This window comes from Pseudomonas sp. S2_B07 (assembly GCF_054668435.1).
The window spans coordinates 2,051,154-2,071,277 of sequence record NZ_CP162769.1 but is presented as its reverse complement, the minus strand read 5'-3'; the positions used below and the strand labels follow the sequence as shown (position 1 = coordinate 2,071,277).

The window sequence follows — 20,124 nt, the reverse complement described above, 5'->3', positions numbered from 1 at the left end:
TGGTCGCAGGTTTAATAAGCCAACTATTCGTTGGCTTCTTTTTCACAAAAAATTGATGGTTGGCTGCTTAACATTAGTGTTGTCACGGTCAATGAAATTTTCACATTTGCCGTAGGCACTTCTTTTCAGGAACAGCCGATCACCATGTTGAAGATTAAAGCCGTGCGCCCGGAATGGGTGACACTGATTGCCAGCGCCTTTTTGTTAACTGCCTTCAATTTTGTGTTGTGGCAGCACCTGTTTGAAATCACCGCAGCCGACGGTAAAGGCATCGTCGTGCGCGTGGCATTCGGGGCGATGATTCTGGCGGCTTTCAACATTGTACTGACCTTTCTGGCGTTCAAGCGTGTGCTCAAGCCGGTCCTGACGCTGATCTTCATGATCAGCGCCGGGGTGGCCTACTTCATGAGCCAATACGGTGTACTGATTGACACCGGCATGTTGCGTAACTTTGCACAAACCAATGCGACGGAAGTAAGAGACTTGCTCTCGTTGAAGTTGATGGCGTATATCCTGTTCCTGGGTGTTTTGCCGTCGTTGTTATTGTGGAAAACACCGATCAGTTATCGTCGCTGGCACCACGAGTTATTAAGCAAGGTGTTGGTAAGTGTTGTGTCCGCTGTCGTTATAGGTGGCGTGGCCCTGATTAACTATCAGGGCTTGTCTTCTTTGTTCCGTAATCACCATGAGTTGCGCCTGATGGTTGTGCCGAGCAACTACATTGGTGCCTCCGCTGGTTACTTGCGTGAACAGGTTGCGTCTGCCCATCAACCCTTTGTCAAAATCGGCGAAGACGCGCAGAAGAACCCGGTCTGGCAATCCCATGGCCGCAAATCCCTGACCGTACTGGTGGTGGGCGAAAGCGCCCGGGCCGAGAACTTCGGCATCCTGGGCTATGGCCGCGACACCACCCCGAAGCTGAGTAAAGAAGCCGGCCTGATTTCGTTTACCGATGTGCATTCCTGCGGCACCGAAACCGCCGTGTCCGTGCCGTGCATGTTCTCCAACATGGGCCGCAAGGACTACAACGCCAGCAAGGCGAAGAATGAAGAGGGCCTGCTCGATGTGCTTAAACGGGCCGGCCTGGACGTGATCTGGCGTGACAACCAGTCGGGCTGCAAAGGCACGTGCGACCGGGTCACCATCGACGACGTAAGCAACCTGAAAGACCCGGTGCTGTGCGCCAACAGCGAATGCCGCGACGAAATCCTGCTGCAAGGTTTGCAACATTTCATCGACACACTCGATAAAGACACCGTGTTGGTCTTGCATCAAATGGGCAGCCATGGCCCTGAATACTTCAAGCGTTACCCGAAAGAGTTCGAGCATTTCACGCCGGTTTGTGAAAGTAACGCGCTGAACAATTGCAGTCGCGAAAGTATCGTTAATGGTTACGACAACACGTTGGTGTACACCGACCACGTGCTGTCGACCCTGATCGATCTGTTGCGCAAGAACCAGGAGAAAGTGGATACCGCGATGCTGTACCTGTCCGACCACGGCGAATCTTTGGGTGAATACAATCTGTTCCTGCACGGCACGCCTTACATGCTGGCGCCGGAGCAACAGAAACACGTGGCCATGCTGGCGTGGTTCTCCGACAGCTATCAGAAGTCGTTCTCGGTAAACACACATTGCCTGCAACTGAGTCGCGACAAGCCATTGAGCCAGGACAACCTGTTTCATTCGATGCTGGGGCTGCTGGAAGTCAACAGCAAGGTCTACAACCAGGATCTGGATATGTTTGCCGGCTGTCGCGGTGCGGTGGTCGACGGCGTGTTGGCCAAGGATTGAACGCTTCAACTTTTTCAGACACTGGCCGCTAACTTGCGGTCGCAAGAGTCATCATCAAGGGTCAATTGCACATGTCTGCGCAACCCACATCCGCCATCGAGCTTGAGTTCGCCCGGCGCTACGATCAGGAACACGCCCGCGTCTGCCGTCAGCCGCAACCGCGTAGCCTGATGGGGCGCCTGGCGTTCTGGCGCGAGGAAAACCTGGTGCGCAATGCGCTCAAGGTGGCGGGCGAGCCGGGGTTGATCCTTGACGTGGCCTGCGGTGCCGGGCGCTTCTGGCCGGTGCTGGCCGAGCACGCAAACCGCGTGATCCTCGCGTCGGACCCGTCCCAGGACATGCTTAACCATGCGCAGACTCACCATCCGCAAAGCCTGCTCAAGCGGATCAAGACCTTTCAGAGCTCAGCGTTCAGCCTGGGCTTGTCCGTCAATGCGGTGGACTGCATTTTTTGCATGCAACTGTTTCAGCACATCACCTGCGCCGAACATCGGATGGTCATGCTCCAGGAATTCCACCGGGTCAGTCGCGATACGGTAATTGTGGCGGCTCGGATCGACGGCTATTTTAATCTGCGCCGACCAGAGACGGAGGCCGTTCACGCCCCGCAGCCGGTCAGCAAGGCCGAGATTGAAGCGGACTTCAAGCAAGCCGGTTTCCGGGTGCTGAGCCATCAGGACGTCCTGCCGGGTTGCAGGTGGATGCGGGTCTACGTACTCAGTAAGACCAGTTAGTCTCCGCTTGTCAGACATTTATTGCTGTCGGGCAGGTCTTTTCGCTAAAGCTCTTGTTCAGTGATGCGCGGAAATCGCCGGGGGCGATATATACTGCGCGCCATTCTTCAAGGGAGAGCCGTGTGGCCATCGATATTCACTGGATTCGCGACAACGATAGCCTCGGTCAGTTTTGCGCCGAGTGGCAGCAACTGCCATTCGTTGCCCTCGACACCGAATTCATGCGGGTCGACACCTTTTACCCGATTGCAGGCCTGCTGCAGATCGGCGATGGCGTACGCGCTTACCTGATAGACCCACTGACCATCGACAACTGGAAGCCCTTGGCCGCGTTGCTGGAAAACCCGGCGGTGGTCAAAGTCGTGCATGCGTGCAGTGAAGACCTCGAGGTCTTGCTGCGCCTGACCGGCAGCCTGCCGGCGCCGCTGTTCGATACGCAACTGGCGGCCGCCTACCTGAACCTGGGTTTCTCCATGGGTTACTCGCGATTGGTGCAAGAGGTGCTCGGCATCGACCTGCCCAAGGGTGAAACCCGCTCCGACTGGTTGCAACGTCCGCTGTCCGACACCCAGATCAGCTACGCCGCCGAAGATGCTCTGCACTTGGCGGAGGTTTTCGTACAGCTTCGTCCGAAGCTGTCTGAGGACAAATACAACTGGGTCCTGGACGACGGCGCTGAGCTGGTGGCCAACCTGCGCCGCGAGGTCGACCCGTACGAGGTTTATCGCGATGCCAAGCTGGCCTGGAAACTGTCCCGCGCCCAACTCGCCGTGTTGCGTGAACTGTGCGCCTGGCGTGAGCGCGAGGCCCGTGCCCGTGACTTGCCGCGCAACCGCATTGTCCGTGAGCACTCCCTGTGGCCGCTGGCGCGGACTCAGCCGGACAACCTCGGCGCGCTGGCGAAAATCGAAGACATGCACCCGCGCACCGTGCGTCAGGATGGCGAGTTTCTGCTGGATCTGATCAAGCGCGCCGGCAGTGTGTCGCCCGATCAATGGCCGCCTGCTGTGCCGGAGCCGCTGCCGGTGGATGCCGCCGTGCTGGTCAAACAGCTGCGCGCCATTGGTCAGGCCGAAGCCGAACGCTTGAACATCGCGCCGGAACTGATGCTGCGCAAGAAAACCCTGGAAGCGCTGCTCAAGAGCGGCTTCCCCAATGGTCCATACCAATTGCCTGATTCGCTGCGTGGCTGGCGCCGCGAATTGATGGGCCAGGCATTGCTCGACAGCCTGGCCACCGCCGGAGAACAGCCTTGAAACGTATTTGCTCGATCTACCGAAGCCTGAAGAAAAACGAGATGTACCTCTATGTGCTCAAAAGCGATGCACTGGAGCGCGTCCCGGAATCATTGATGGCCGCCTTCGGCAAACCGCACCACGCGTTCGATCTGGTGCTGACCCCCGAGCGCAAGCTGTCGCGCGAGGACATCACGGTGGTCCTGGAAAACCTCGAAAAGCAGGGCTACCACCTGCAAATGCCACCGGCCGAAGACGAATACATCGAACACTTGCCGGAAGAGTTGCTGCGCCGCAACGACCCGATGTAAGCGGCAGACAGGCTCTGTTCAGCGTCTGTGTGAAACACTGGAATGATTTTTGGCGATGACCGCGACGAGGGAACCATACTCGCTCGGCGGTCGTCTGCACGGCTTTTGAAAGGTTTGAAACATGCGCGTTCTGATTGCTGAACACGACCACCCGGTATACGCACAATTGCTGCGTCAGGCGGCACCTGAGCTGGAAGTGCTCACCAGTGGCGACTCCGCTGAACTGGCCCGTCTGGCGGCTGATTGCCCGGTCTGGCTGGGTCAACCGGATCTGCTGGCCACCCTGTTGCGTCAGGGTCATGAGCCGCAATGGCTGCAATCGACCTGGGCGGGCATCACGCCGCTGCTGGTCGACGGCTTGCCCCGTCACTATCGCCTGACCCGCGCGGTCGGCATTTTTGGCCAGGTCATGGCCGAATACGTGCTGACCTACATGCTCGGCCACGAACGCGAAGTGCTGGCGCGGCTGGTCAGTCAGGTCGAGCGCAAATGGGACAGCCGCCAGGGCCAAAGCCTGGCGGGGCGCAAAGTGTTGATCGTCGGCACCGGCGACATCGGCCAGACCGTGGCGAAGTTTCTGCTGCCGTTTGGCGTCGAGTTGTACGGCATTGCCAGCGAAGCTCGCGAGCAGGCACCGTTTATCGAAGTCGGCGCGCTGGCGGATTTGCCGCGTCTGGTCGGCGAAGTGGATTACGTGATCAATCTGCTGCCCAATACCCCAAACACCCACGACCTGTACGACGCGACACTGTTCAAGCAATTCAAGCCGACCGGGTTGTTCATCAACGTCGGTCGCGGTGTGGCGGTGGTCGATGCCGATCTGGTCGAAGCCTTGAAAGAAGGGCATCTGGCGGGCGCGGTAATTGATGTCTGCCGTCAGGAGCCGCTGCCGCAACGTCATCCGTTCTGGACGGCCTGGGGCTTGCTGCTGACCGGTCACAGCTCGGCACCGACCTCGCCATCGATGATGGTGAATTTGTTTGTCGAGAACCTGCGGGCGTACGAGGCGGGTGAAGCGCTGCGCGGAGAAGTGGATTTCGAGCGCGGCTACTGAGTTCACCCTCAATCAAATGTGGGAGCGAGCAAGCTCGCTCCCACATTGGTTTTGCGGTGTTGTTAGAGGGTGAAGTCGCCTTCAGCGGCCAGTTCGCTCAACGGGCGACGCGGGCTCGGCTCTTCGCGCGCTTGCAGGTAATCCGCCAGCGTCGCCTTATCCCCCAGTTTGCCCACCGCCACGGCGGCGTGCAGTGCATAACCTTGCGGAATGTTCAGCTCCTTGCGGGTCAGCTCCTGATCAAAACCGGCCATGCCGTGGGTGTGCCAGCCGCTGAGGCTCGCTTGCAACGCCAGGTGCCCCCACGCCGAACCCGTGTCGAAGGTGTGCCACAGCGCCGGGGTTTCTTCAGTCGCGCCCGGTGCGATGAAGGTGGTTTTCGAAATCACGATCACCAGCGCCGAGGCGTGTTGTGCCCAGCTGCGGTTGAATTCGTTCAGCAGCCCCAGGTAACGCTCCCAGTTTGCCGTGTCGCGACGCGCGTAAAGAAACCGCCAAGGCTGCGAGTTGTAGGCCGACGGTGCCCAGCGCGCAGCTTCGAAGAAACTCAGCAGGGTCTCTTCAGGAATCGCTTCGCCGGTGAACGCGCGGGGCGACCAGCGATCGGTGAATTGCGGGTGAATGGCATAGTCGGCAACGCGTGGATTGGCACTCATCAAGAGATTCCTTGCTACGTTTGAAGTGAGGGAGCGACGCAAAACCCTACTGGGCGGCGCAAAAACTGACAAGTCCGTTCTACCGGCAGTCGCCAATGCTTGGCCCGCAAGGGCCTTGGCACTAGACTGGCGGCCTTTTCACCACCTGATGTTGATGCTTGAGCCATGGCCGCCAAAGTCGAACCGTTCTGGATACGCAAAACCCTCGATCAACTCGATCAAGAGGAATGGGAGTCGCTGTGCGACGGCTGCGGCCTGTGCTGCCTGCAAAAACTCGAAGATGAAGACGACAACAGCGTCTATTACACGCGCATCGCCTGCAAACTTCTGGACCTGAAAACCTGCCAGTGCACCGATTACCCCAACCGGCGTGATTTCGTCCCGGACTGCATCCAGCTCACGCCGGGCAAGGCCGACGAGTTCAAATGGCTGCCACCGACCTGCGGCTATCGCCTGGTCAGTGAAGGCAAGGACTTGCCGCTCTGGCACCATCTGGTGTGCGGCGACCGCGATGCGGTGCACCACCAACGAATTTCACAATCCGGGCGCATGCTCGCCGAAGGCAGCGTGCCTGAAGATGACTGGGAAGATCACCTGATATTCCGCGCGGGTTAATGGCTGACAGATTCAGCTTCACTAAGGAGTGTGTATGGCTGTGGGATGGCGGCTGGCGTTGGCAGTCGGGCTAGTGGCCCTGAGTGCGCCCGTGTGGGCGGCGAAGAAAGTCGATCTGGATTACCACGTGCGCCTGTTGCCGCAAAGCGATCAGGCGGAAGTACGCCTGACACTGGCGCAGGGTTCGGCGGTGCGCAGCCTGGATTTTGACCTGGGCGACGGCAGCCACTACAGCGACTTCAAGGCCGACGGCCAATGGCAACTCACGCCGGGCAAAGCCGCACGGGGTGTTTGGCATCCTGCCGCCGACAAGGCCAGCCTGACCTACCGCGTGCGTATCAGCCACGGGCGCAAAAACGGCAGTTTCGATACGCGCATGACACCGACCTGGGCGTTGATGCGTGGTGATGACCTGGTGCCCGCCGCCAGACTCGATCAACAGGACGGCATCGAGTTGGTTTCGCGCCTTGAGTTCGAGTTGCCGACCGGCTGGAAAAGCGTCGAAACCGCCTGGCCGCGGATCGGCAAGAATAAATTTCGCATCGACAACGTGTCCCGATTGTTCGACCGGCCCACCGGCTGGATGCTCGCCGGTCATCTCGGCAGCCGTCGCACCCGATTGGGCGAAACCGAAGTCACCGTCACTTCGCCTCAGGGCCAGGGCATGCGCCGCATGGACGTGCTGACGCTTTTGACCTTCGTCTGGCCGCAAGTGCAAGCTGTGTTTCCGCGTCATCCAGGCAAACTGCTGATTGTCGGCGCCAACGACCCGATGTGGCGCGGTAGCCAGGCCGCGCACGAGTCGATCTACTTGAATACACGTCTTGCGCTGGTCAGCGAAAACGGCAGCAGCGCGCTGGTGCGTGAACTGGCGCAGGTGTTCGCACGGATCAACGACAAACAGCGCAGCGAATGGATCAGCGAAGGGTTTGCCGAGTACTACTCCATCGAACTGGTGCGCCGCGCCGGCGGCATGAGCGATGAACGGTATGAAAGCCTGCATGGCAAATTGGTCAAGGACAGCCAGAAGGTCACGACCGTGCGTGGCGACCAGATCAGTCCGGCGCAAGTGTCGAAAGCGGTGGTGATGCTACAGGAACTGGATCGCGAAATTCGCTTGAAGACGCGTAACAAGCGATCGCTGGATGATGTGTTACGCGGGGCGATGCATCTGGAGAGTGTCGATACCAAGGAGTTTGTTCAGCTCGCCGAGAGCGTCATTGGCGAGCCTTCCAAAGTTCTCGATACCGAGTTGCTCCAATGATACCGCCATCGCGAGCAGGCTCACTCCTACAGGATTTTGTGTACACCACAAATCAACTGTAGGCGTGAGCCTGCTCGCGATGAGGCCCTAAGCCTCAATACTTTTTCTGGATCAAACCCCTGTCTTCGGCGACTTCAACGAATCATTCCCCGTCACCGTAGCCGTCTTGGTCGCCGCCTCGGCATTTGCCTTCAACGTGCGCAATTCTTCCCCGGCCCGCTCAATTTTCGCCCGCACGTTGTCCATGTCCTGGCGGCTCTTCTCGATCATGCTTTTGACCGAACTGTGCCCGGTGATCCCGCGGGCCAGTACCACACCGCCGATCGCCACTTGAATCAAGCCGAAAATCCCGCCGCGACGCAGGCCCTTGCCCATCATCACTACGCCACCGGCCACGGAGCCTGCGCGCTCCCAACCGTAAACGTTGTGCTCGGAACGGCTCTGGAACGGGGTGGATTCAATGCGTTCTACGCGTTTGAGTTCGCTCATGATCTTTCTCCTGGCAGGAAGGGCTGCGTCGTCGTGGATAGTTAAGCTGACTGCCGAGGCGGGCGGCTTGTTCCATCGGATGTGCGTCGAATCAGCGAAATTTCGCCCCGGAACGGGTGTTGAGCCCTTTGGACATGCGGTCGTAAAGCACGACGTTGACGGTGGCCGCCAGGTTCATGCAACCGGTGGTCGGGATGTAGACCACGTCTTCGCACCAGTCGCGAATCTCTTTATCCAGCGAGCCGTCTTCCGGGCCGAAGATGTAGAGGGCGCGATCGGGGTGGGTGTATTCCGGCAGGGAGCGCGCACCTTCGACCAGTTCCACGGCCACCGGCACGCAGCCCAGCGGCAGGATTTTTTTCAGGTCGTCGATGCCGATCAGCGGGATGTCGTAGTGGACGCGCTTGGTGTCGGTCACGAAGTCGGCGGCGCGTTCATAACGCTTGCCGGTGTAGAACACGGACGCCACGCCATAGCAGCCGGCGGCACGCATGACCGAACCGACGTTTTCCGGTGATTTGGGGTTATACAAACCAATGCAGCTGTACCGTTTATCTGCCACGAGCGGGGTGCCTTCGGGGAAAAAACGGCGATTATACGGGGATTGGGGGAGGGGTGTTCAGTGATCATTCCCACGCTCCGCGTGGGAATGCCTCAACGGACGCTCTGCGTTCGGCTCTAGATGGGACGCAGAGCGTCCCGGGCTGCATTCCCACGCAGAGCGCGGGAATGATCAGGCATGGGGTCAGTCGACTTCAGTCTTCTTTTTTCATCAACCCAGCCAACGCCGCAAACGGGTTATGCGTTGCCTTGGCGATTTTCGGCGTGCTCAGCGAGCCTTCGCCGAAATACTGCTGGTCGGTATATCGCGAGTGTTCATTGTCGTGGCAGTACAGGCACAACAGTTCCCAGTTCGAGCCGTCTTGCGGGTTGTTGTCGTGGTTGTGGTCGCGGTGGTGCACGGTCAGTTCGCTCAGGCGCTTGCCGGAAAACTCACGGGCGCAGCGGCCGCACACATGCGGGTACATCTTCAGGGCCTTGTCGCGGTAGCCCATTTCCTTGTCGCGCTGGTTGTCGGCGAGGATGCGGTCCAGCTTCGAAGTATTGGTCGGGGTGGACGAACTCATGGGTTCACCTTTGTAAAAAAGACTAATGACGGTTATGACGTGAGTTTAGCTCAGCCCTTGAGCTTCTCGGCAATCCAGATGGTGTGACGCGTGCCCTTGTTGCCATGGGCAAAGACCTGGACTTCCTCGGCCTTGAAACCGGCCTTCTTCAATTTGTCGGAAAACTGCTTGTCGGCGCTGGCCGACCACACCGCCAGTACGCCTTTGGGCCGCAGGGCCTTGGCGCAGGCACTCAGGCCACCGGCGGAATAGAGCCAGCTATTGGCTCGTTGGGTCAGGCCTTCGGGGCCGTTGTCGACGTCGAGCATGATCGCGTCGAAGCCTTGCGGCTCGGCTTGCAATACCTTGGCCACGTCTTCCATGCGGATCACGGTGCGCGGGTCGAGCAACGGGTTGCCGGCCTTCTCGCCCAGTGGACCTCGGTTCCACTCCACCACACCCGGCACCAGCTCGGCGACCACCACTTCGGCCGTCTTGCCCAAATGCTTGAGCGCCGAGGCGAGGGTAAAGCCCATGCCCAGACCGCCGATCAGCACGCGAGAATTTGGCCGGCCGGCGACTTTGCGACACGGAATCTCGGCCAACGCATCTTCGGAGCCGTGCATGCGGGTGTTCATCAGTTGCCCGCCGTCGCCACCCTGGATCTTGATGACGAAATCCTCACCGTATTCGAACAGGCACAGGGCACCGCCGTTTTCAGGGATAGGGGCAGTGTCGAGCAGAACGAAACGTTTCATGGGGCTCTCTTGAGAAGGATTGGCAAAAACGGTGAGGGCAAACGGACGCCGTTGGGAGTAGCCTGAAAGTGACCACAAGGCCAACGGAGCCATTGATGAAGCGCACTATTCTAACGGCCATTGCTCTGGCCGCGCTCTCGATTACTGCTGTGCAGGCGCAAACGCTGCAATCCATCCCTGTCAGCCCCGCGCCCATGCCCGGTTCGCCCGGCACCGCCACACCGACCCCGTACCCGCAGATCACTGCGCCGTCCTTGCCAAAAGCCGGGCCGGGCAGTGGTGGTCCGCCGTTGGTGCCGATTGAAATGCCCAGCCCGCCGACTAAAGACCAGCCCGTGCCGAGGATCGAGCAAAACCCGTCGAAAGCCAAATCGCCGGGCGGTTAAACCTGCTGCTCAAGCAGTTGCCCGTCGGCCATGCGCAAGCGTTTGGAAAGGGAGACGGCGAGGGCGCGAATGATCTTGGCGGCGATTTTCGGCGCGTCGTTGATCATCTTTTCCAGCGAGTCCTTGCCCAGGTTCAGCAACTGACAGTTGCTGGCGGCCACGCAGCTGGCTGAGCGTCGTTCGCCATCCAGCACGGCCATCTCGCCGAACGAGCGGCCGCTGCGCAATGTGGTCATGGTTACCAGCTGCCCGTCACCGTTGGTTTTTTGCACCGCCACCTGGCCGGTGTGAATGATGCACATGAAACTGCCGGAATCGCCCTCGTGGAAAATCTCCTCGCCCTGCGCCACGGTGCTGATGCTGAAGTAACCCGAGGCCGCCGCGAAGTCGGCGGGCAGCAATTGGTCGAACAGGCCGCAGTCCATCAGCCAATCGCGAATTTCGTTGTTCAGTAAGGTCGGTTCTGACATGTCGTCACGGTCTTTTTCTTGTGTCTGTTGCTGGTCAAGGTCCTGAGCTCTCCACTAATCCCTGTAGGAGCCGAGCTTGCTCGCGATGAGGCCATCAAATTCAACATCAATATTGAATGTGATGCCCCAATCGCGGGCAGGTCGAATCGTCGCACCGCCGGCTCCTACAGGAGATAGGTGTTGTACCGGGCCCGGGGTCTGGTCTTAAGACCGGCACACCGGGCCAAGTTCCTCAGGCCATGCCCAAAACCTTGAACAAAAATGCGTATTCGAGCGCTACGTCACGCAATCCCTGATATCGACCGCTCATCCCGCCATGCCCGGCACCCAGTTCGGTCTTGAGCAGAAGGGTATTGCTGTCGGTTTTGGTCGCGCGCAATTTCGCCACCCACTTGGCCGCTTCCCAGTACTGCACACGGCTGTCGTTGTAGCCGGCGATCACCAGGGTCGCCGGATAGGCTTGCGCGGTGACGTTTTCGTAGGGGGCGTAGGTCTTGATCCGATCATAAACGTCCGGCTCTTGCGGATTGCCCCATTCGTCGTATTCCGTGACGGTCAGCGGCAGGTCTGGGTCGAGCATGGTGTTGAGCACGTCGACGAACGGCACTTCGGCAATCGCCGCGCCGAACAATTCCGGGCGCTGATTGAGCACAGCGCCAATCAGCAAGCCACCGGCACTGCCGCCGCTGATCGCCAGTTGCGGCGCGGTGGTGAAGCCGTTGGCGATCAAATGCTCAGCACAGGCAATGAAGTCGCTGAAGGTGTTGTGCTTGTGCTCCTGCTTGCCGGCGCGATACCACGCCTCGCCCAATTCACCACCGCCGCGCACATGCGCGATGGCGAAGGCCATGCCGCGATCCAGCAGGCTCAGGCGGGCGTGGGAGAACCACGGGTCGAGGCTTTCGCCGTAGGCGCCGTAGCCGTAGAGATACAACGGCACGGGTTGGCCCTGGTGCTCGCGTTTGACCACCAGGCTGATCGGCACTTGTGTCCCGTCCGGCGCGGTGGCCCACAGGCGCTGGCTGACGTAGGCATCGGCGTCGAACGGGCCGAGCACCGGGGTTTCCTTGAGCACTTTCTGCTCACCGTTGTTCAGTTCCAGCTGACGGATTTGCGCCGGACGGTTCAGGGCTTCGTAGCGCAGACGGATCCTGTCGCTGACGAACTCCAGACTGTTCTGGACATGCAGGCTGTAGGCCGCGTCCGGCAATTGCACGCGATAAGGCGCCAGGCCTTGTGGGTGGACTTCAATGATCGGCAAGCCCCCTTCACGCAGGCTCAGGGTCATGGCGCCGGTGTTCAGGCTCATGCCTTCGATCATCACGCTGTCGCTGTGGGGGATCAGGTTCTGCCAGTCGGCTTCGGTCGGCGCCACGCCGGTATCGACCGCGCTGTACAGGGCAAAGTTGATGCCGTCGCGGTTGGTGCGAATGAACCAGGCCCATTGGCCGTCGAGGGCGCCGTGGTCGACGTCGTATTCATGGTCCTCGACCCGTGGCGCCAGGCAGGTGAAGGCCTGATGCGGCAGGGCGGCGTCTAGCGCCCAGACTTCACTGGTGGTCTTGCTGCCCAGGGACAGCAGCAGTTGCAGTTCGGAGCTGGAGCGGTAGCAATGCAGGAAGAAGCGTCCGTCCGTTTCATGGAACACTTCTTCGGCGGCTGTACCGTCCAGTCGATAGCGGAACAGTTTGTGCGGGCGATGGGTGTCGTCCAGTTCGCCGAAAAACAGGGTCAGGCTGTCATTGGCCCAGGTCATGCTGCCGTCACAATCCTGGAACTCCAGCTCGCTGACTCGACCGTCGGACAGTTCCTTCACGAACAGCGTGTAAATCTCATCGCCCGTGGAGTCGATGCTGTAGGCCAGGCGCTGGTGGTCCGGGCTGATGCTGAACGCGCCCAGGGAAAAGAAGCCGCCGTTGGCCAGTTCGTTCGGGTCCAGCAGCAACTGTTCCTGGCTTTCGTCGAGTTGCAGGCTGTCATCAGCCGGGCGTGGACAGCGGTAGTGCCGGGCATATTCGTCACCGGCGGTGGTCCGCGTGTAATACAGGTACGGGCCCCAAGGGGAGGGCAGCGACAGGTCGGTTTCGAGAATCCGGCCCTTGATCTCTTCGAACAGGGTTTCGCGCAGGCCGGCCTGATCGGCGGTCAACGCCTCTTGATAGCTGTTTTCAGCCTTGAGGTAGTCGAGCACCGCATCGGTGTCGCGCTCCTGCAGCCAGGCATACGGGTCATCGCCCTCGGCCTTGCGGGCAATCGGAGCAGCGGAAACGTTGGCGGATAAGGGCATGGATGGCTCTCGTGCAATGTAAGAAATAGGGGCGTTGCAGACCACAGTCAGCTCTGGACTCAGTGCAAAACCTGTGGAAGCGAGCTTGCTCGCGATGAGGCCATTACATTCAACATCAGTGTTGAACGACACACCGCTATCGCGAGCAAGCTCGCTCCCACAGGTTGGGTGTCTTGACCGGCTGGTATTGGGGCAAGCCTGATCTGCGAAAAGTCGTTACTATAAGCGCCTCTTTGCCTGCCTTGCCATGGACACCATGACCGAGAACGACTATCTGATCGCTTGGGGCTGCTACGCCTTTGCCGCTTTTGGCTGCCTGTTGGTGTGGATGCGCTTGACCCGCTGGATGTGGCGCTGGCTGCGCGAGCCGCTGCGGCTGCTGGTGGCTGTCTTGCTATTCAGCCCGACCATCATCGATCCAGTGAAAGATAAAGTCGCGCCGGCTATCGCCATCACGGCGCTCGACCTGTTGTTCAAGGTTGGCAACAACGCCTGGCGAGCGATTTCCGATCTGTTGATGTACGGCATGATCGCCTTCGGCCTTTACCTGGTCATGGTGGCGATCCGCTTCCCCATCGAGCGCGCTTCCAACGCTCGCAAGGAACAGGCCGCCGCCGCCAAGGCCGCGGCCAAAGCCGAAGACCCGGACGATGATCATCCCTTCGGCGGTGCCGGCGATGATCGTTATGGTCGCCCACCGGTGCCGAGCAATCCGCAGCGATTGCGCGTCGAGCCGCGTTTATAACCTTGCCCCTGCCTTTTCATCGAGAATCCGAGCATGTGTGAGTTATTGGGCATGAGCGCCAATGTGCCGACCGATATCGTGTTCAGTTTCACCGGGCTGATGCAGCGCGGCGGTCGTACCGGTCCGCACCGTGATGGCTGGGGGATCGCTTTCTACGAGGGCCGTGGCCTGCGTCTGTTTCAGGACCCGGCCGCCAGTTGCGAGTCGGAAGTCGCGAACCTGGTGCAGCGCTATCCGATCAAAAGTGAAGTGGTGATCGGGCACATCCGCCAGGCCAATGTCGGCAAGGTCTGCCTGTCCAATACCCACCCGTTCGTGCGCGAGCTGTGGGGGCGCAACTGGTGTTTCGCCCACAATGGCCAGCTCGCGGACTTTCAACCGACCGCCAGTTTCTACCGTCCCGTCGGCGACACCGACAGCGAGGCGGCGTTCTGCGATCTGCTCAACCGCGTGCGCGCCGCGTTCCCGGAGCCGGTCGAGATTGAACGGCTGCTGCCAGACCTGGTGGCGGCCTGCGCCGAATACCGTAGCAAAGGCGTGTTCAACTGCCTGCTCAGCGACGGTGACTGGCTGTTCTGTTATTGCTCGACCAAATTGGCCCAAATCACCCGTCGGGCGCCATTCGGCCCGGCACGATTGAAGGATGTCGATGTGATCGTCGACTTCCAGGCCGAAACCACGCCCAACGACGTGGTGACGGTGATCGCGACTGAACCCCTGACCGAAAACGAAACCTGGACCCGTTACGAACCGGGCCAATGGAGCCTCTGGCGACGCGGCGAATGCGTCAGCCAGGGCAAGACCGAATAAGGATCTCCCCCGATGTTGCTCAGTTACCTACGGCTGGTGTTGTTTGCGGCGGGCCTGTTGATTGGTGTCCAGGTGCCGGGTTTTATCAATGATTACGCCAAGCGGGTCGAGGCGCACCTGATTGAGGCGCAGACCGGTTTGAGCGGTTTCCAGGGCACGGCCAACGAGTTCTTCAAGGGCGACATGCAGGCGCTGGTCGCCCATTACCGCGCCAGCGAAGACCCGATCTTTCGCAGCGATGCCGACAGTCTGAGCAACTTGCTGACCCGCCAACTGGCGTTGGACAAGCAATTCCAGGCGATGCAAGGCCCGTGGTACATCCGCTTCCTGCAAGTGGTACTGGCTGCTGACCCGGATATCCGCAAGGAAACCTGGAATGGTTACAGCTACCAGATCCTGCTGACCCCGGAAGCGATGATCTGGGGCATGAGCGGCGCATTGCTGCTGTCGTTCGGGATCGAATGCCTGTTCCGCTTGATCGACTGGGTGGTGCTGGGCGGCAAACGCCTGCGCCAGAGCCGGCCGATCGAAGACCGGGATGTGCGCGGCCTCTAATAACCAAAGCGCAGATCTGTGTAGCAGCTGCCTCGTGCCTCGGCAGCTGTTACAAGGGTTCAGTCAGCAAGAACGATGTAATCCTCACCCATCTCCTGCGCATACCGTTCCAGCACCTGCTGACACAACGCCACAATCTCCTCGACCCATTCAACACCCGTGCGCCACGACACCACCACCTGCAAATCCGGTGGTCGTTGACCGATGGGCAGCAGGGTCAGTTCCCCGCGCGCCAGCTCCTCGGCCACCAACACCGGCGGTAGCGCGCCAATGCCGAAACCATCGCGCAACAACCGGGTGATCGCCGACACCGAGTTCACGCAGTTCAGGCGTGGCGTCATCACGCCATTGGCCTGCATCAGGGCGAGCACCTCTTGATGCGGATGGGAGTTTTTCGAGTAGGTAATGATCCGCTCGCGCGCCAGATCGGCAATGCCGGAGTACTCGCGGTTGTAGAGAGAATTGCTCGCCGCAATCCAGCCCATGGGATGGCTGGCCAGCTCCAGGCTGCGCACGCTTTCCTGGCGCATCAGGTCGGTTTGCAGGATCAGGTCGAGAAACCCTTTTTGCAGCTGATCGCAGAGGTTGAGCGACGTATCGGCCACCAGTTCGATTTCCACCAACGGATAGAGGTCCGTCATCTGCGCCACCAGCGGGCTCAGCCAGGTGTGGATCACCGTGTCCATGACGCCGATCCGCACCCTTCCAACCTTGCTCGAACGGGTCTCGATCGACTGTTTGAGTGCCTGCATGGTGTCCATCATCTGCTCGGCATAGTCGAGCACTTTCAGGCCTTCGGGCGTCAGGCTGACGCCGCGTGAATCGCGCAAAAACAGTTTCACCCCCAGCTCGCTTTCGAGCACGGCGATGCGGCTGGATATCGAGGCCTGGGTGGTGAAGAGCTTGTCGGCGGTCAGGCGAAAACTCTTGAGTCGAGCGACCCAGACAAAGGTCTCGAGAAACTTCAGATTCATGGGATCAACTTTTTCTTATGCCTAAGCCCGGTTTTTATTAGTTGGACGCAGCAGGGCCACGGACCCAAAAATCGGCGCATCCGGTTCCCACGATAGGCGTCGTCGGGGCTCAGAACAATACCAATAAAAACTAGCGCGGAGATTTGCCATGAGTGCGCCCGACACGCTCGACATCCCCAAAACAACGGCCCGCCCGGGACCTTTCGACTGGTACCGCAACATCAATCAGCAGGAACGCCGCACCTTCTGGAGCTGCAAGATCGGCTACGGCCTGGACGGCATGGACACCCAGATGCTCAGTTTCGTGGTGCCGACCCTGATTGCCATGTGGGGCATCACCACCGGCGAAGCCGGGCTGATTCACACCAGCACCCTGATCGCCTCGGCCATTGGTGGTTGGGTAGCGGGGATACTTTCGGACCGCATCGGTCGCGTGCGCACCTTGCAACTGACGGTGCTGTGGTTCGCCTTTTTCACCTTCCTCTGCGGCTTCGCGCAAAACTATGAACAACTGCTGATCAGCCGCACCCTGATGGGCTTCGGTTTCGGCGGCGAATGGACCGCCGGTGCGGTGCTGATGGGGGAAGTGATTCGCGCCAAGGACCGTGGCAAAGCGGTGGGCATGGTGCAATCGGGCTGGGCGCTGGGGTGGGGGCTGACGGCGATTCTGTATGCGCTGCTGTTCTCGGTGTTGCCACCGGAAGACGCCTGGCGTGCGCTGTTCATTCTCGGCATCGTGCCGGCGATTTTTGTGATCTTCGTTCGTCGCCTGGTCAAGGACCCGGAAATCTACCGCGAGGCCAAGGCCAGACAGGAACCGAGCAACCCGGCGAAGTTCTACGAGATTTTTGCTCCTGGCATCCTCTTCACCACGATTCGCGCGTCGGTGCTGACCACCGGTGCATTGGGCGGTTACTACGCGATCACGTCATGGTTGCCGACGTTTTTGAAGAACGAACGGGGCTTGAGCGTACTCGGTACGGGCGGTTATCTGGCGATGGTGATCGTCGGTTCCTACGTCGGTTACGTCATCAGCGCGTATTTGACTGACATCCTCGGCCGCAAAAAGAACTTCATCCTGTTCGCTGTTGGCTCGTTCACCATCGTGCTGCTTTACACCCAACTGCCGGTCAGTAACGGCGTGATGCTCTGGCTGGGTTTCCCACTGGGCTTCTTCGCTTCGGGGATCTTCAGTGGCATGGGCGCGTTTTTGACTGAGCTGTTTCCGACGCGGATTCGCGGCTCGGGCCAGGGGTTTTGCTACAACATTGGTCGGGCGCTGGCGGCACTGTTTCCGCTGCTGATCGGCTTGCTCAGCCAGAAGGTGCCATTGAGCGTCGGTATCGGGGCGTTTGCGGCGGTGTCTTACGGCGTAGTGATCCTCGCCGCGCTGAGCCTGCCGGAAACCCGTGGCAAACAACTGGATGCGCAGTAATCTGCCTACATCTGACAAGAACAATGCCTACAGGAGTGTTCACCGTGAACCGCCTGCTATTGAACTGCGACATCGGCGAGAGTTTCGGCAACTGGACCATGGGTCTGGACGCCGAGGTCATGCCCTTCATTGATTGCGCCAACATCGCCTGCGGTTTTCACGCGGGCGATCCAAGCATCATGCGCAAGACCGTCAGCCTCGCGCTGAGCAACGGCGTGCAGATCGGCGCGCACCCGGCCTATCAGGATCTGGTCGGTTTCGGCCGGCGCTCCATGGCATACACCGCCCAGGAACTCCAGGACATCCTGCACTACCAGATTGGCGCTCTCGACGGCATTTGTCGGGCCCAGGGCGGGCGTGTCAGCTACGTCAAACCCCACGGTGCGATGTACAACGACATGATGGCCAATCCGGCGCAATTGCGTGCGGTGCTGCAGGCCGTGGCGACGTACGACCGCAGCCTGCCACTGATGTTGATGGCCACCCGTGACAACAGCGCCGCGCAGCAACTGGGCGATGAATATGGCGTGACCTTGTGGTTCGAAGCCTTCGCCGACCGCGCCTACGACAGTGCGGGCATGCTGGTTTCGCGACAACTGCCGGGCGCAGTGCATCATGATCCCGAAAAAATCATCGGGCAGGCACTGACCATCGCCCGTGGCGACCACCTCACTGCCAGCGACGGCAGCGCATTGCATTTGCAGGCCAACACCCTGTGCGTGCACGGCGACAACGCCAGTTCGGTCGCCGCCGTGCGACGGATTCGCGAAGCCCTTGATCAGCAGAGCGCGCCATGAAACTGCGGGTAGAGGTGGTGGCGCTGGATTGCCTCATGGTGCGTCTGTTCGATGAGATCAGCGAGGCCAACATGCCGTGGATGCTGGCCGCCAGCGAAAATCTGCGGGCCGCGTTCGGCGAACATCTCATCGATCTGGTGCCGTCCTATACGACGTTGATGGTGCATTACGATTTGATCGCGCTGAACCCGGCTCAGGCTCGGGAATTGATCGCTCAAGCGTTGATTGATCTGTCGCCCAATACCCGCACTGGCGGTCAATGCCACGTGCTGCCGGTCTGGTATGACCTGAGTGTCGGCCCGGAGCTGAGCCTGTTGTCGCAGCGTAGCGGGTTGGCGGTGGAGGAGGTGATCCGTCGTCACAGCGGTCGCGAGTATCAGGTGTTTGCCTTGGGTTTTGCACCGGGTTTCGCCTTCATGGGACTGGTCGAGGAAGTGCTCGCCGCGCCACGCCTGAATACCCCGCGCAAAAAAGTCGCGGCCGGCAGCGTCGGCATTGCGGAGCGCCAGACCGCGGCCTATCCGGTGGTATCCCCTGGCGGCTGGAACCTGATCGGTCGCACCCCGAGCAAACTGTTCGACCGTGAACGCGACGGTTACAGCCTGATGCAACCCGGCGACACGGTGCGCTTTGAAGCCGTCAGCCATGCTGAATTCATCCGTCTGGGCGGTGACGACACGCCATTGGAGGCGCAGGCATGAGCCGCTTATCAATAGAGGCAAGTACACCGCTGTGCCTGTTGCAGGATGCCGGTCGTTTTGGCGTGCGGCATCTGGGCGTGACCCAGGGGGGCGGGCTGGATTGGCGTTCAATGTCCTGGGCCAACTGGCTGTTGGGCAATGACCTGAAGGCGCCGGTGATCGAAATTACCCTCGGCGGGTTCACCGTGGTGGCTGAAGAAGATTGCGTGCTGGCGCTTGCTGGGGCGGATCTGGGAGCTCAAATCGAGGGCCAGGCGCTGGCGCCATGGCGTAGTTTCCGGCTGCATAAAGGTCAGCGATTGCAATTCACTCAGCCGCTGCTCGGGGCTCGGGCTTATCTCGCGGCACCGGGCGGATTTGAGGCACCAAGTGTCCTGGGCAGCCGTTCGACCGTGGTCCGTGAGGAACTGGGCGGTCTGGATGGGCGGGGACGGGCGTTGGCCAAAGGTGCGCAATTGAGCTATGCCGGGAGTGCGTTGCTCCTGTTGCGGGCGTTACCGGCGGAACACCGACCGGACTTCTCCGATGATTCGCCGCTGGATCTGGTGCTGGGCGCACAGATTGGCGAATTCAGCGGGCAGAGTGCGTTCGACGCGTTCAACAGTGTGTGGACCCTCGACAGTCGCGCCGACCGGATGGGTATTCGCCTGCTGGGCACGGCGTTGCAATACCAGGGAAAACCGATGATTTCCGAAGGCATCCCGCTCGGCGCAGTGCAGGTGCCACCGGACGGGCAGCCGATTGTGTTGCTCAATGATCGGCAGACCATTGGCGGCTATCCGCGACTGGGGGCGTTGACGCCGCTGGCGTTGGCGCGGCTGGCGCAGTGCTTGCCGGGGGCGAAGGTGCGGTTGCGGCCGGTGATGCAGGAGGTGGCGCATCGGGAGCAGATCCAATACCTGCATCGTTTCCTGAATAGCTAAAAGCATCGCGGGCAAGCCCGGCTCC

At 60.2% G+C, this 20,124-nt stretch carries 23 protein-coding genes; 15 read left to right on the top strand and 8 right to left on the bottom strand.

Annotation, left to right across the window (positions count from 1 at the left end):
- The first annotated feature begins 144 nt into the window (after positions 1–144).
- The 5 genes from AB4N43_RS09630 (at position 145) to AB4N43_RS09610 (ending at position 5,128) form a co-directional block, all read left to right on the top strand.
- Positions 145–1,794 (top strand): phosphoethanolamine transferase, encoded by a 1,650-nt coding sequence (locus AB4N43_RS09630; RefSeq protein WP_059181439.1) that lies wholly within the window; start codon positions 145–147, stop codon positions 1,792–1,794.
- A gap of 71 nt (positions 1,795–1,865) precedes the next feature.
- Positions 1,866–2,528: a class I SAM-dependent methyltransferase gene (locus AB4N43_RS09625; protein ID WP_194939859.1), complete on the top strand. Its 663-nt coding sequence runs from the start codon at positions 1,866–1,868 to the stop codon at positions 2,526–2,528.
- 122 nt (positions 2,529–2,650) lie between these two features.
- A complete protein-coding gene (rnd, locus tag AB4N43_RS09620; protein WP_027925876.1) occupies positions 2,651–3,784 on the top strand; it encodes a ribonuclease D in 1,134 nt (377 codons plus the stop codon).
- Positions 3,781–4,074, top strand: coding sequence for a YcgL domain-containing protein (locus tag AB4N43_RS09615; RefSeq protein ID WP_007898694.1), 294 nt, complete (start codon positions 3,781–3,783; stop codon positions 4,072–4,074). Before rnd ends, AB4N43_RS09615 begins: the two co-directional genes overlap by 4 nt.
- Positions 4,075–4,195: 121 nt before the next feature.
- A complete protein-coding gene (locus AB4N43_RS09610) occupies positions 4,196–5,128 on the top strand; it encodes a D-2-hydroxyacid dehydrogenase (RefSeq protein WP_027925875.1) in 933 nt (310 codons plus the stop codon).
- 62 nt (positions 5,129–5,190) lie between these two features.
- Here the strand turns inward: AB4N43_RS09610 and AB4N43_RS09605 are convergent, their stop codons facing one another.
- Positions 5,191–5,784 carry a nitroreductase family protein gene (locus AB4N43_RS09605; protein ID WP_027925874.1) on the bottom strand — a complete coding sequence of 198 codons (594 nt, stop codon included), beginning with the start codon at positions 5,782–5,784 and terminating at the stop codon, positions 5,191–5,193.
- A 165-nt stretch (positions 5,785–5,949) separates the two neighbouring features.
- On the opposite strand from AB4N43_RS09605, the gene AB4N43_RS09600 reads away from it, so the two are divergent.
- Both AB4N43_RS09600 and AB4N43_RS09595 read left to right on the top strand, forming a co-directional pair.
- Positions 5,950–6,399 (top strand): YcgN family cysteine cluster protein, encoded by a 450-nt coding sequence (locus tag AB4N43_RS09600; RefSeq protein ID WP_027925873.1) that lies wholly within the window; start codon positions 5,950–5,952, stop codon positions 6,397–6,399.
- 34 nt (positions 6,400–6,433) lie between these two features.
- The gene (locus tag AB4N43_RS09595) at positions 6,434–7,663 is read left to right on the top strand and encodes a hypothetical protein (protein WP_460153889.1); all 1,230 of its coding nucleotides are present in this window, start codon (positions 6,434–6,436) and stop codon (positions 7,661–7,663) included.
- A gap of 111 nt (positions 7,664–7,774) precedes the next feature.
- Here the strand turns inward: AB4N43_RS09595 and AB4N43_RS09590 are convergent, their stop codons facing one another.
- The 4 genes from AB4N43_RS09590 to AB4N43_RS09575 all read right to left on the bottom strand — a co-directional run bounded on the left by AB4N43_RS09590 (position 7,775) and on the right by AB4N43_RS09575 (position 10,016).
- The gene (locus AB4N43_RS09590; protein WP_027925871.1) at positions 7,775–8,152 is read right to left on the bottom strand and encodes a YgaP family membrane protein; all 378 of its coding nucleotides are present in this window, start codon (positions 8,150–8,152) and stop codon (positions 7,775–7,777) included.
- Between the two features lie 91 nt (positions 8,153–8,243).
- Positions 8,244–8,714, bottom strand: coding sequence for an RNA methyltransferase (locus AB4N43_RS09585; RefSeq protein ID WP_008153126.1), 471 nt, complete (start codon positions 8,712–8,714; stop codon positions 8,244–8,246).
- A gap of 193 nt (positions 8,715–8,907) precedes the next feature.
- Complete coding sequence (locus tag AB4N43_RS09580) at positions 8,908–9,279, bottom strand: YajD family HNH nuclease (RefSeq protein WP_007944009.1); 372 nt, start codon at positions 9,277–9,279, stop codon at positions 8,908–8,910.
- A gap of 50 nt (positions 9,280–9,329) precedes the next feature.
- Positions 9,330–10,016, bottom strand: a complete 687-nt coding sequence (locus AB4N43_RS09575; RefSeq protein ID WP_027925870.1) for a spermidine synthase — start codon at positions 10,014–10,016, stop codon at positions 9,330–9,332.
- Between the two features lie 95 nt (positions 10,017–10,111).
- Here AB4N43_RS09575 and AB4N43_RS09570 point away from each other — a divergent pair, with 95 nt between their 5' ends.
- Entirely contained in the window at positions 10,112–10,402 is a 291-nt protein-coding gene (locus AB4N43_RS09570) for a hypothetical protein (protein ID WP_027925869.1), read from the top strand.
- Here the strand turns inward: AB4N43_RS09570 and AB4N43_RS09565 are convergent.
- Together AB4N43_RS09565 and AB4N43_RS09560 are read right to left on the bottom strand one after the other, a co-directional pair.
- A complete protein-coding gene (locus AB4N43_RS09565) occupies positions 10,399–10,872 on the bottom strand; it encodes a cyclic nucleotide-binding domain-containing protein (RefSeq protein ID WP_460153886.1) in 474 nt (157 codons plus the stop codon). The two genes, AB4N43_RS09570 and AB4N43_RS09565, sit on opposite strands and share 4 nt — an antisense overlap.
- Positions 10,873–11,104: 232 nt before the next feature.
- On the bottom strand, positions 11,105–13,159 hold the full coding sequence (locus tag AB4N43_RS09560) for a S9 family peptidase (RefSeq protein WP_027925867.1): 2,055 nt from the start codon (positions 13,157–13,159) through the stop codon (positions 11,105–11,107).
- Positions 13,160–13,406: 247 nt separating this feature from the next.
- Between AB4N43_RS09560 and AB4N43_RS09555 the strand changes: the two genes are divergently transcribed.
- From AB4N43_RS09555 to AB4N43_RS09545, 3 genes are read left to right on the top strand one after another with little or no spacing between them, the layout of a single operon-like run.
- A complete protein-coding gene (locus AB4N43_RS09555) occupies positions 13,407–13,904 on the top strand; it encodes a hypothetical protein (protein ID WP_027925866.1) in 498 nt (165 codons plus the stop codon).
- Between the two features lie 33 nt (positions 13,905–13,937).
- Positions 13,938–14,714, top strand: coding sequence for a class II glutamine amidotransferase (locus AB4N43_RS09550; protein WP_027925865.1), 777 nt, complete (start codon positions 13,938–13,940; stop codon positions 14,712–14,714).
- Between the two features lie 12 nt (positions 14,715–14,726).
- Positions 14,727–15,269: a DUF2937 family protein gene (locus AB4N43_RS09545; protein WP_027925864.1), complete on the top strand. Its 543-nt coding sequence runs from the start codon at positions 14,727–14,729 to the stop codon at positions 15,267–15,269.
- 59 nt (positions 15,270–15,328) lie between these two features.
- Here the strand turns inward: AB4N43_RS09545 and AB4N43_RS09540 are convergent, their stop codons facing one another.
- Positions 15,329–16,243, bottom strand: a complete 915-nt coding sequence (locus tag AB4N43_RS09540) for a LysR family transcriptional regulator (protein WP_059181435.1) — start codon at positions 16,241–16,243, stop codon at positions 15,329–15,331.
- A 148-nt stretch (positions 16,244–16,391) separates the two neighbouring features.
- On the opposite strand from AB4N43_RS09540, the gene AB4N43_RS09535 reads away from it, so the two are divergent.
- The 4 genes from AB4N43_RS09535 to AB4N43_RS09520 are packed head-to-tail and all read left to right on the top strand — an operon-like array spanning position 16,392 to position 20,099.
- A complete protein-coding gene (locus AB4N43_RS09535) occupies positions 16,392–17,678 on the top strand; it encodes an MFS transporter (protein ID WP_027925862.1) in 1,287 nt (428 codons plus the stop codon).
- 44 nt (positions 17,679–17,722) lie between these two features.
- Positions 17,723–18,475, top strand: a complete 753-nt coding sequence (locus tag AB4N43_RS09530) for a 5-oxoprolinase subunit PxpA (protein WP_027925861.1) — start codon at positions 17,723–17,725, stop codon at positions 18,473–18,475.
- Complete coding sequence (locus AB4N43_RS09525) at positions 18,472–19,176, top strand: 5-oxoprolinase subunit B family protein (RefSeq protein WP_027925860.1); 705 nt, start codon at positions 18,472–18,474, stop codon at positions 19,174–19,176. Before AB4N43_RS09530 ends, AB4N43_RS09525 begins: the two co-directional genes overlap by 4 nt.
- A complete protein-coding gene (locus tag AB4N43_RS09520) occupies positions 19,173–20,099 on the top strand; it encodes a 5-oxoprolinase subunit C family protein (protein ID WP_059181433.1) in 927 nt (308 codons plus the stop codon). Before AB4N43_RS09525 ends, AB4N43_RS09520 begins: the two co-directional genes overlap by 4 nt.
- Positions 20,100–20,124: the final 25 nt, after the last annotated feature.

What these genes read in the sequence shown, in the direction of transcription:
- AB4N43_RS09630 (WP_059181439.1), top strand. Translation starts at nt 145, where the DNA reads ATGTTGAAGATTAAAGCCGTGCGCCCGGAATGGGTGACACTGATTGCC.
- AB4N43_RS09625 (WP_194939859.1), top strand. Translation starts at nt 1,866, where the DNA reads ATGTCTGCGCAACCCACATCCGCCATCGAGCTTGAGTTCGCCCGGCGC.
- AB4N43_RS09610 (WP_027925875.1), top strand. Translation starts at nt 4,196, where the DNA reads ATGCGCGTTCTGATTGCTGAACACGACCACCCGGTATACGCACAATTG.
- AB4N43_RS09605 (WP_027925874.1), bottom strand. Translation starts at nt 5,784, where the DNA reads ATGAGTGCCAATCCACGCGTTGCCGACTATGCCATTCACCCGCAATTC.
- AB4N43_RS09600 (WP_027925873.1), top strand. Translation starts at nt 5,950, where the DNA reads ATGGCCGCCAAAGTCGAACCGTTCTGGATACGCAAAACCCTCGATCAA.
- AB4N43_RS09595 (WP_460153889.1), top strand. Translation starts at nt 6,434, where the DNA reads ATGGCTGTGGGATGGCGGCTGGCGTTGGCAGTCGGGCTAGTGGCCCTG.
- AB4N43_RS09590 (WP_027925871.1), bottom strand. Translation starts at nt 8,152, where the DNA reads ATGAGCGAACTCAAACGCGTAGAACGCATTGAATCCACCCCGTTCCAG.
- AB4N43_RS09580 (WP_007944009.1), bottom strand. Translation starts at nt 9,279, where the DNA reads ATGAGTTCGTCCACCCCGACCAATACTTCGAAGCTGGACCGCATCCTC.
- AB4N43_RS09575 (WP_027925870.1), bottom strand. Translation starts at nt 10,016, where the DNA reads ATGAAACGTTTCGTTCTGCTCGACACTGCCCCTATCCCTGAAAACGGC.
- AB4N43_RS09570 (WP_027925869.1), top strand. Translation starts at nt 10,112, where the DNA reads ATGAAGCGCACTATTCTAACGGCCATTGCTCTGGCCGCGCTCTCGATT.
- AB4N43_RS09565 (WP_460153886.1), bottom strand. Translation starts at nt 10,872, where the DNA reads ATGTCAGAACCGACCTTACTGAACAACGAAATTCGCGATTGGCTGATG.
- AB4N43_RS09560 (WP_027925867.1), bottom strand. Translation starts at nt 13,159, where the DNA reads ATGCCCTTATCCGCCAACGTTTCCGCTGCTCCGATTGCCCGCAAGGCC.
- AB4N43_RS09555 (WP_027925866.1), top strand. Translation starts at nt 13,407, where the DNA reads ATGGACACCATGACCGAGAACGACTATCTGATCGCTTGGGGCTGCTAC.
- AB4N43_RS09550 (WP_027925865.1), top strand. Translation starts at nt 13,938, where the DNA reads ATGTGTGAGTTATTGGGCATGAGCGCCAATGTGCCGACCGATATCGTG.
- AB4N43_RS09545 (WP_027925864.1), top strand. Translation starts at nt 14,727, where the DNA reads ATGTTGCTCAGTTACCTACGGCTGGTGTTGTTTGCGGCGGGCCTGTTG.
- AB4N43_RS09540 (WP_059181435.1), bottom strand. Translation starts at nt 16,243, where the DNA reads ATGAATCTGAAGTTTCTCGAGACCTTTGTCTGGGTCGCTCGACTCAAG.
- AB4N43_RS09535 (WP_027925862.1), top strand. Translation starts at nt 16,392, where the DNA reads ATGAGTGCGCCCGACACGCTCGACATCCCCAAAACAACGGCCCGCCCG.
- AB4N43_RS09525 (WP_027925860.1), top strand. Translation starts at nt 18,472, where the DNA reads ATGAAACTGCGGGTAGAGGTGGTGGCGCTGGATTGCCTCATGGTGCGT.
- AB4N43_RS09520 (WP_059181433.1), top strand. Translation starts at nt 19,173, where the DNA reads ATGAGCCGCTTATCAATAGAGGCAAGTACACCGCTGTGCCTGTTGCAG.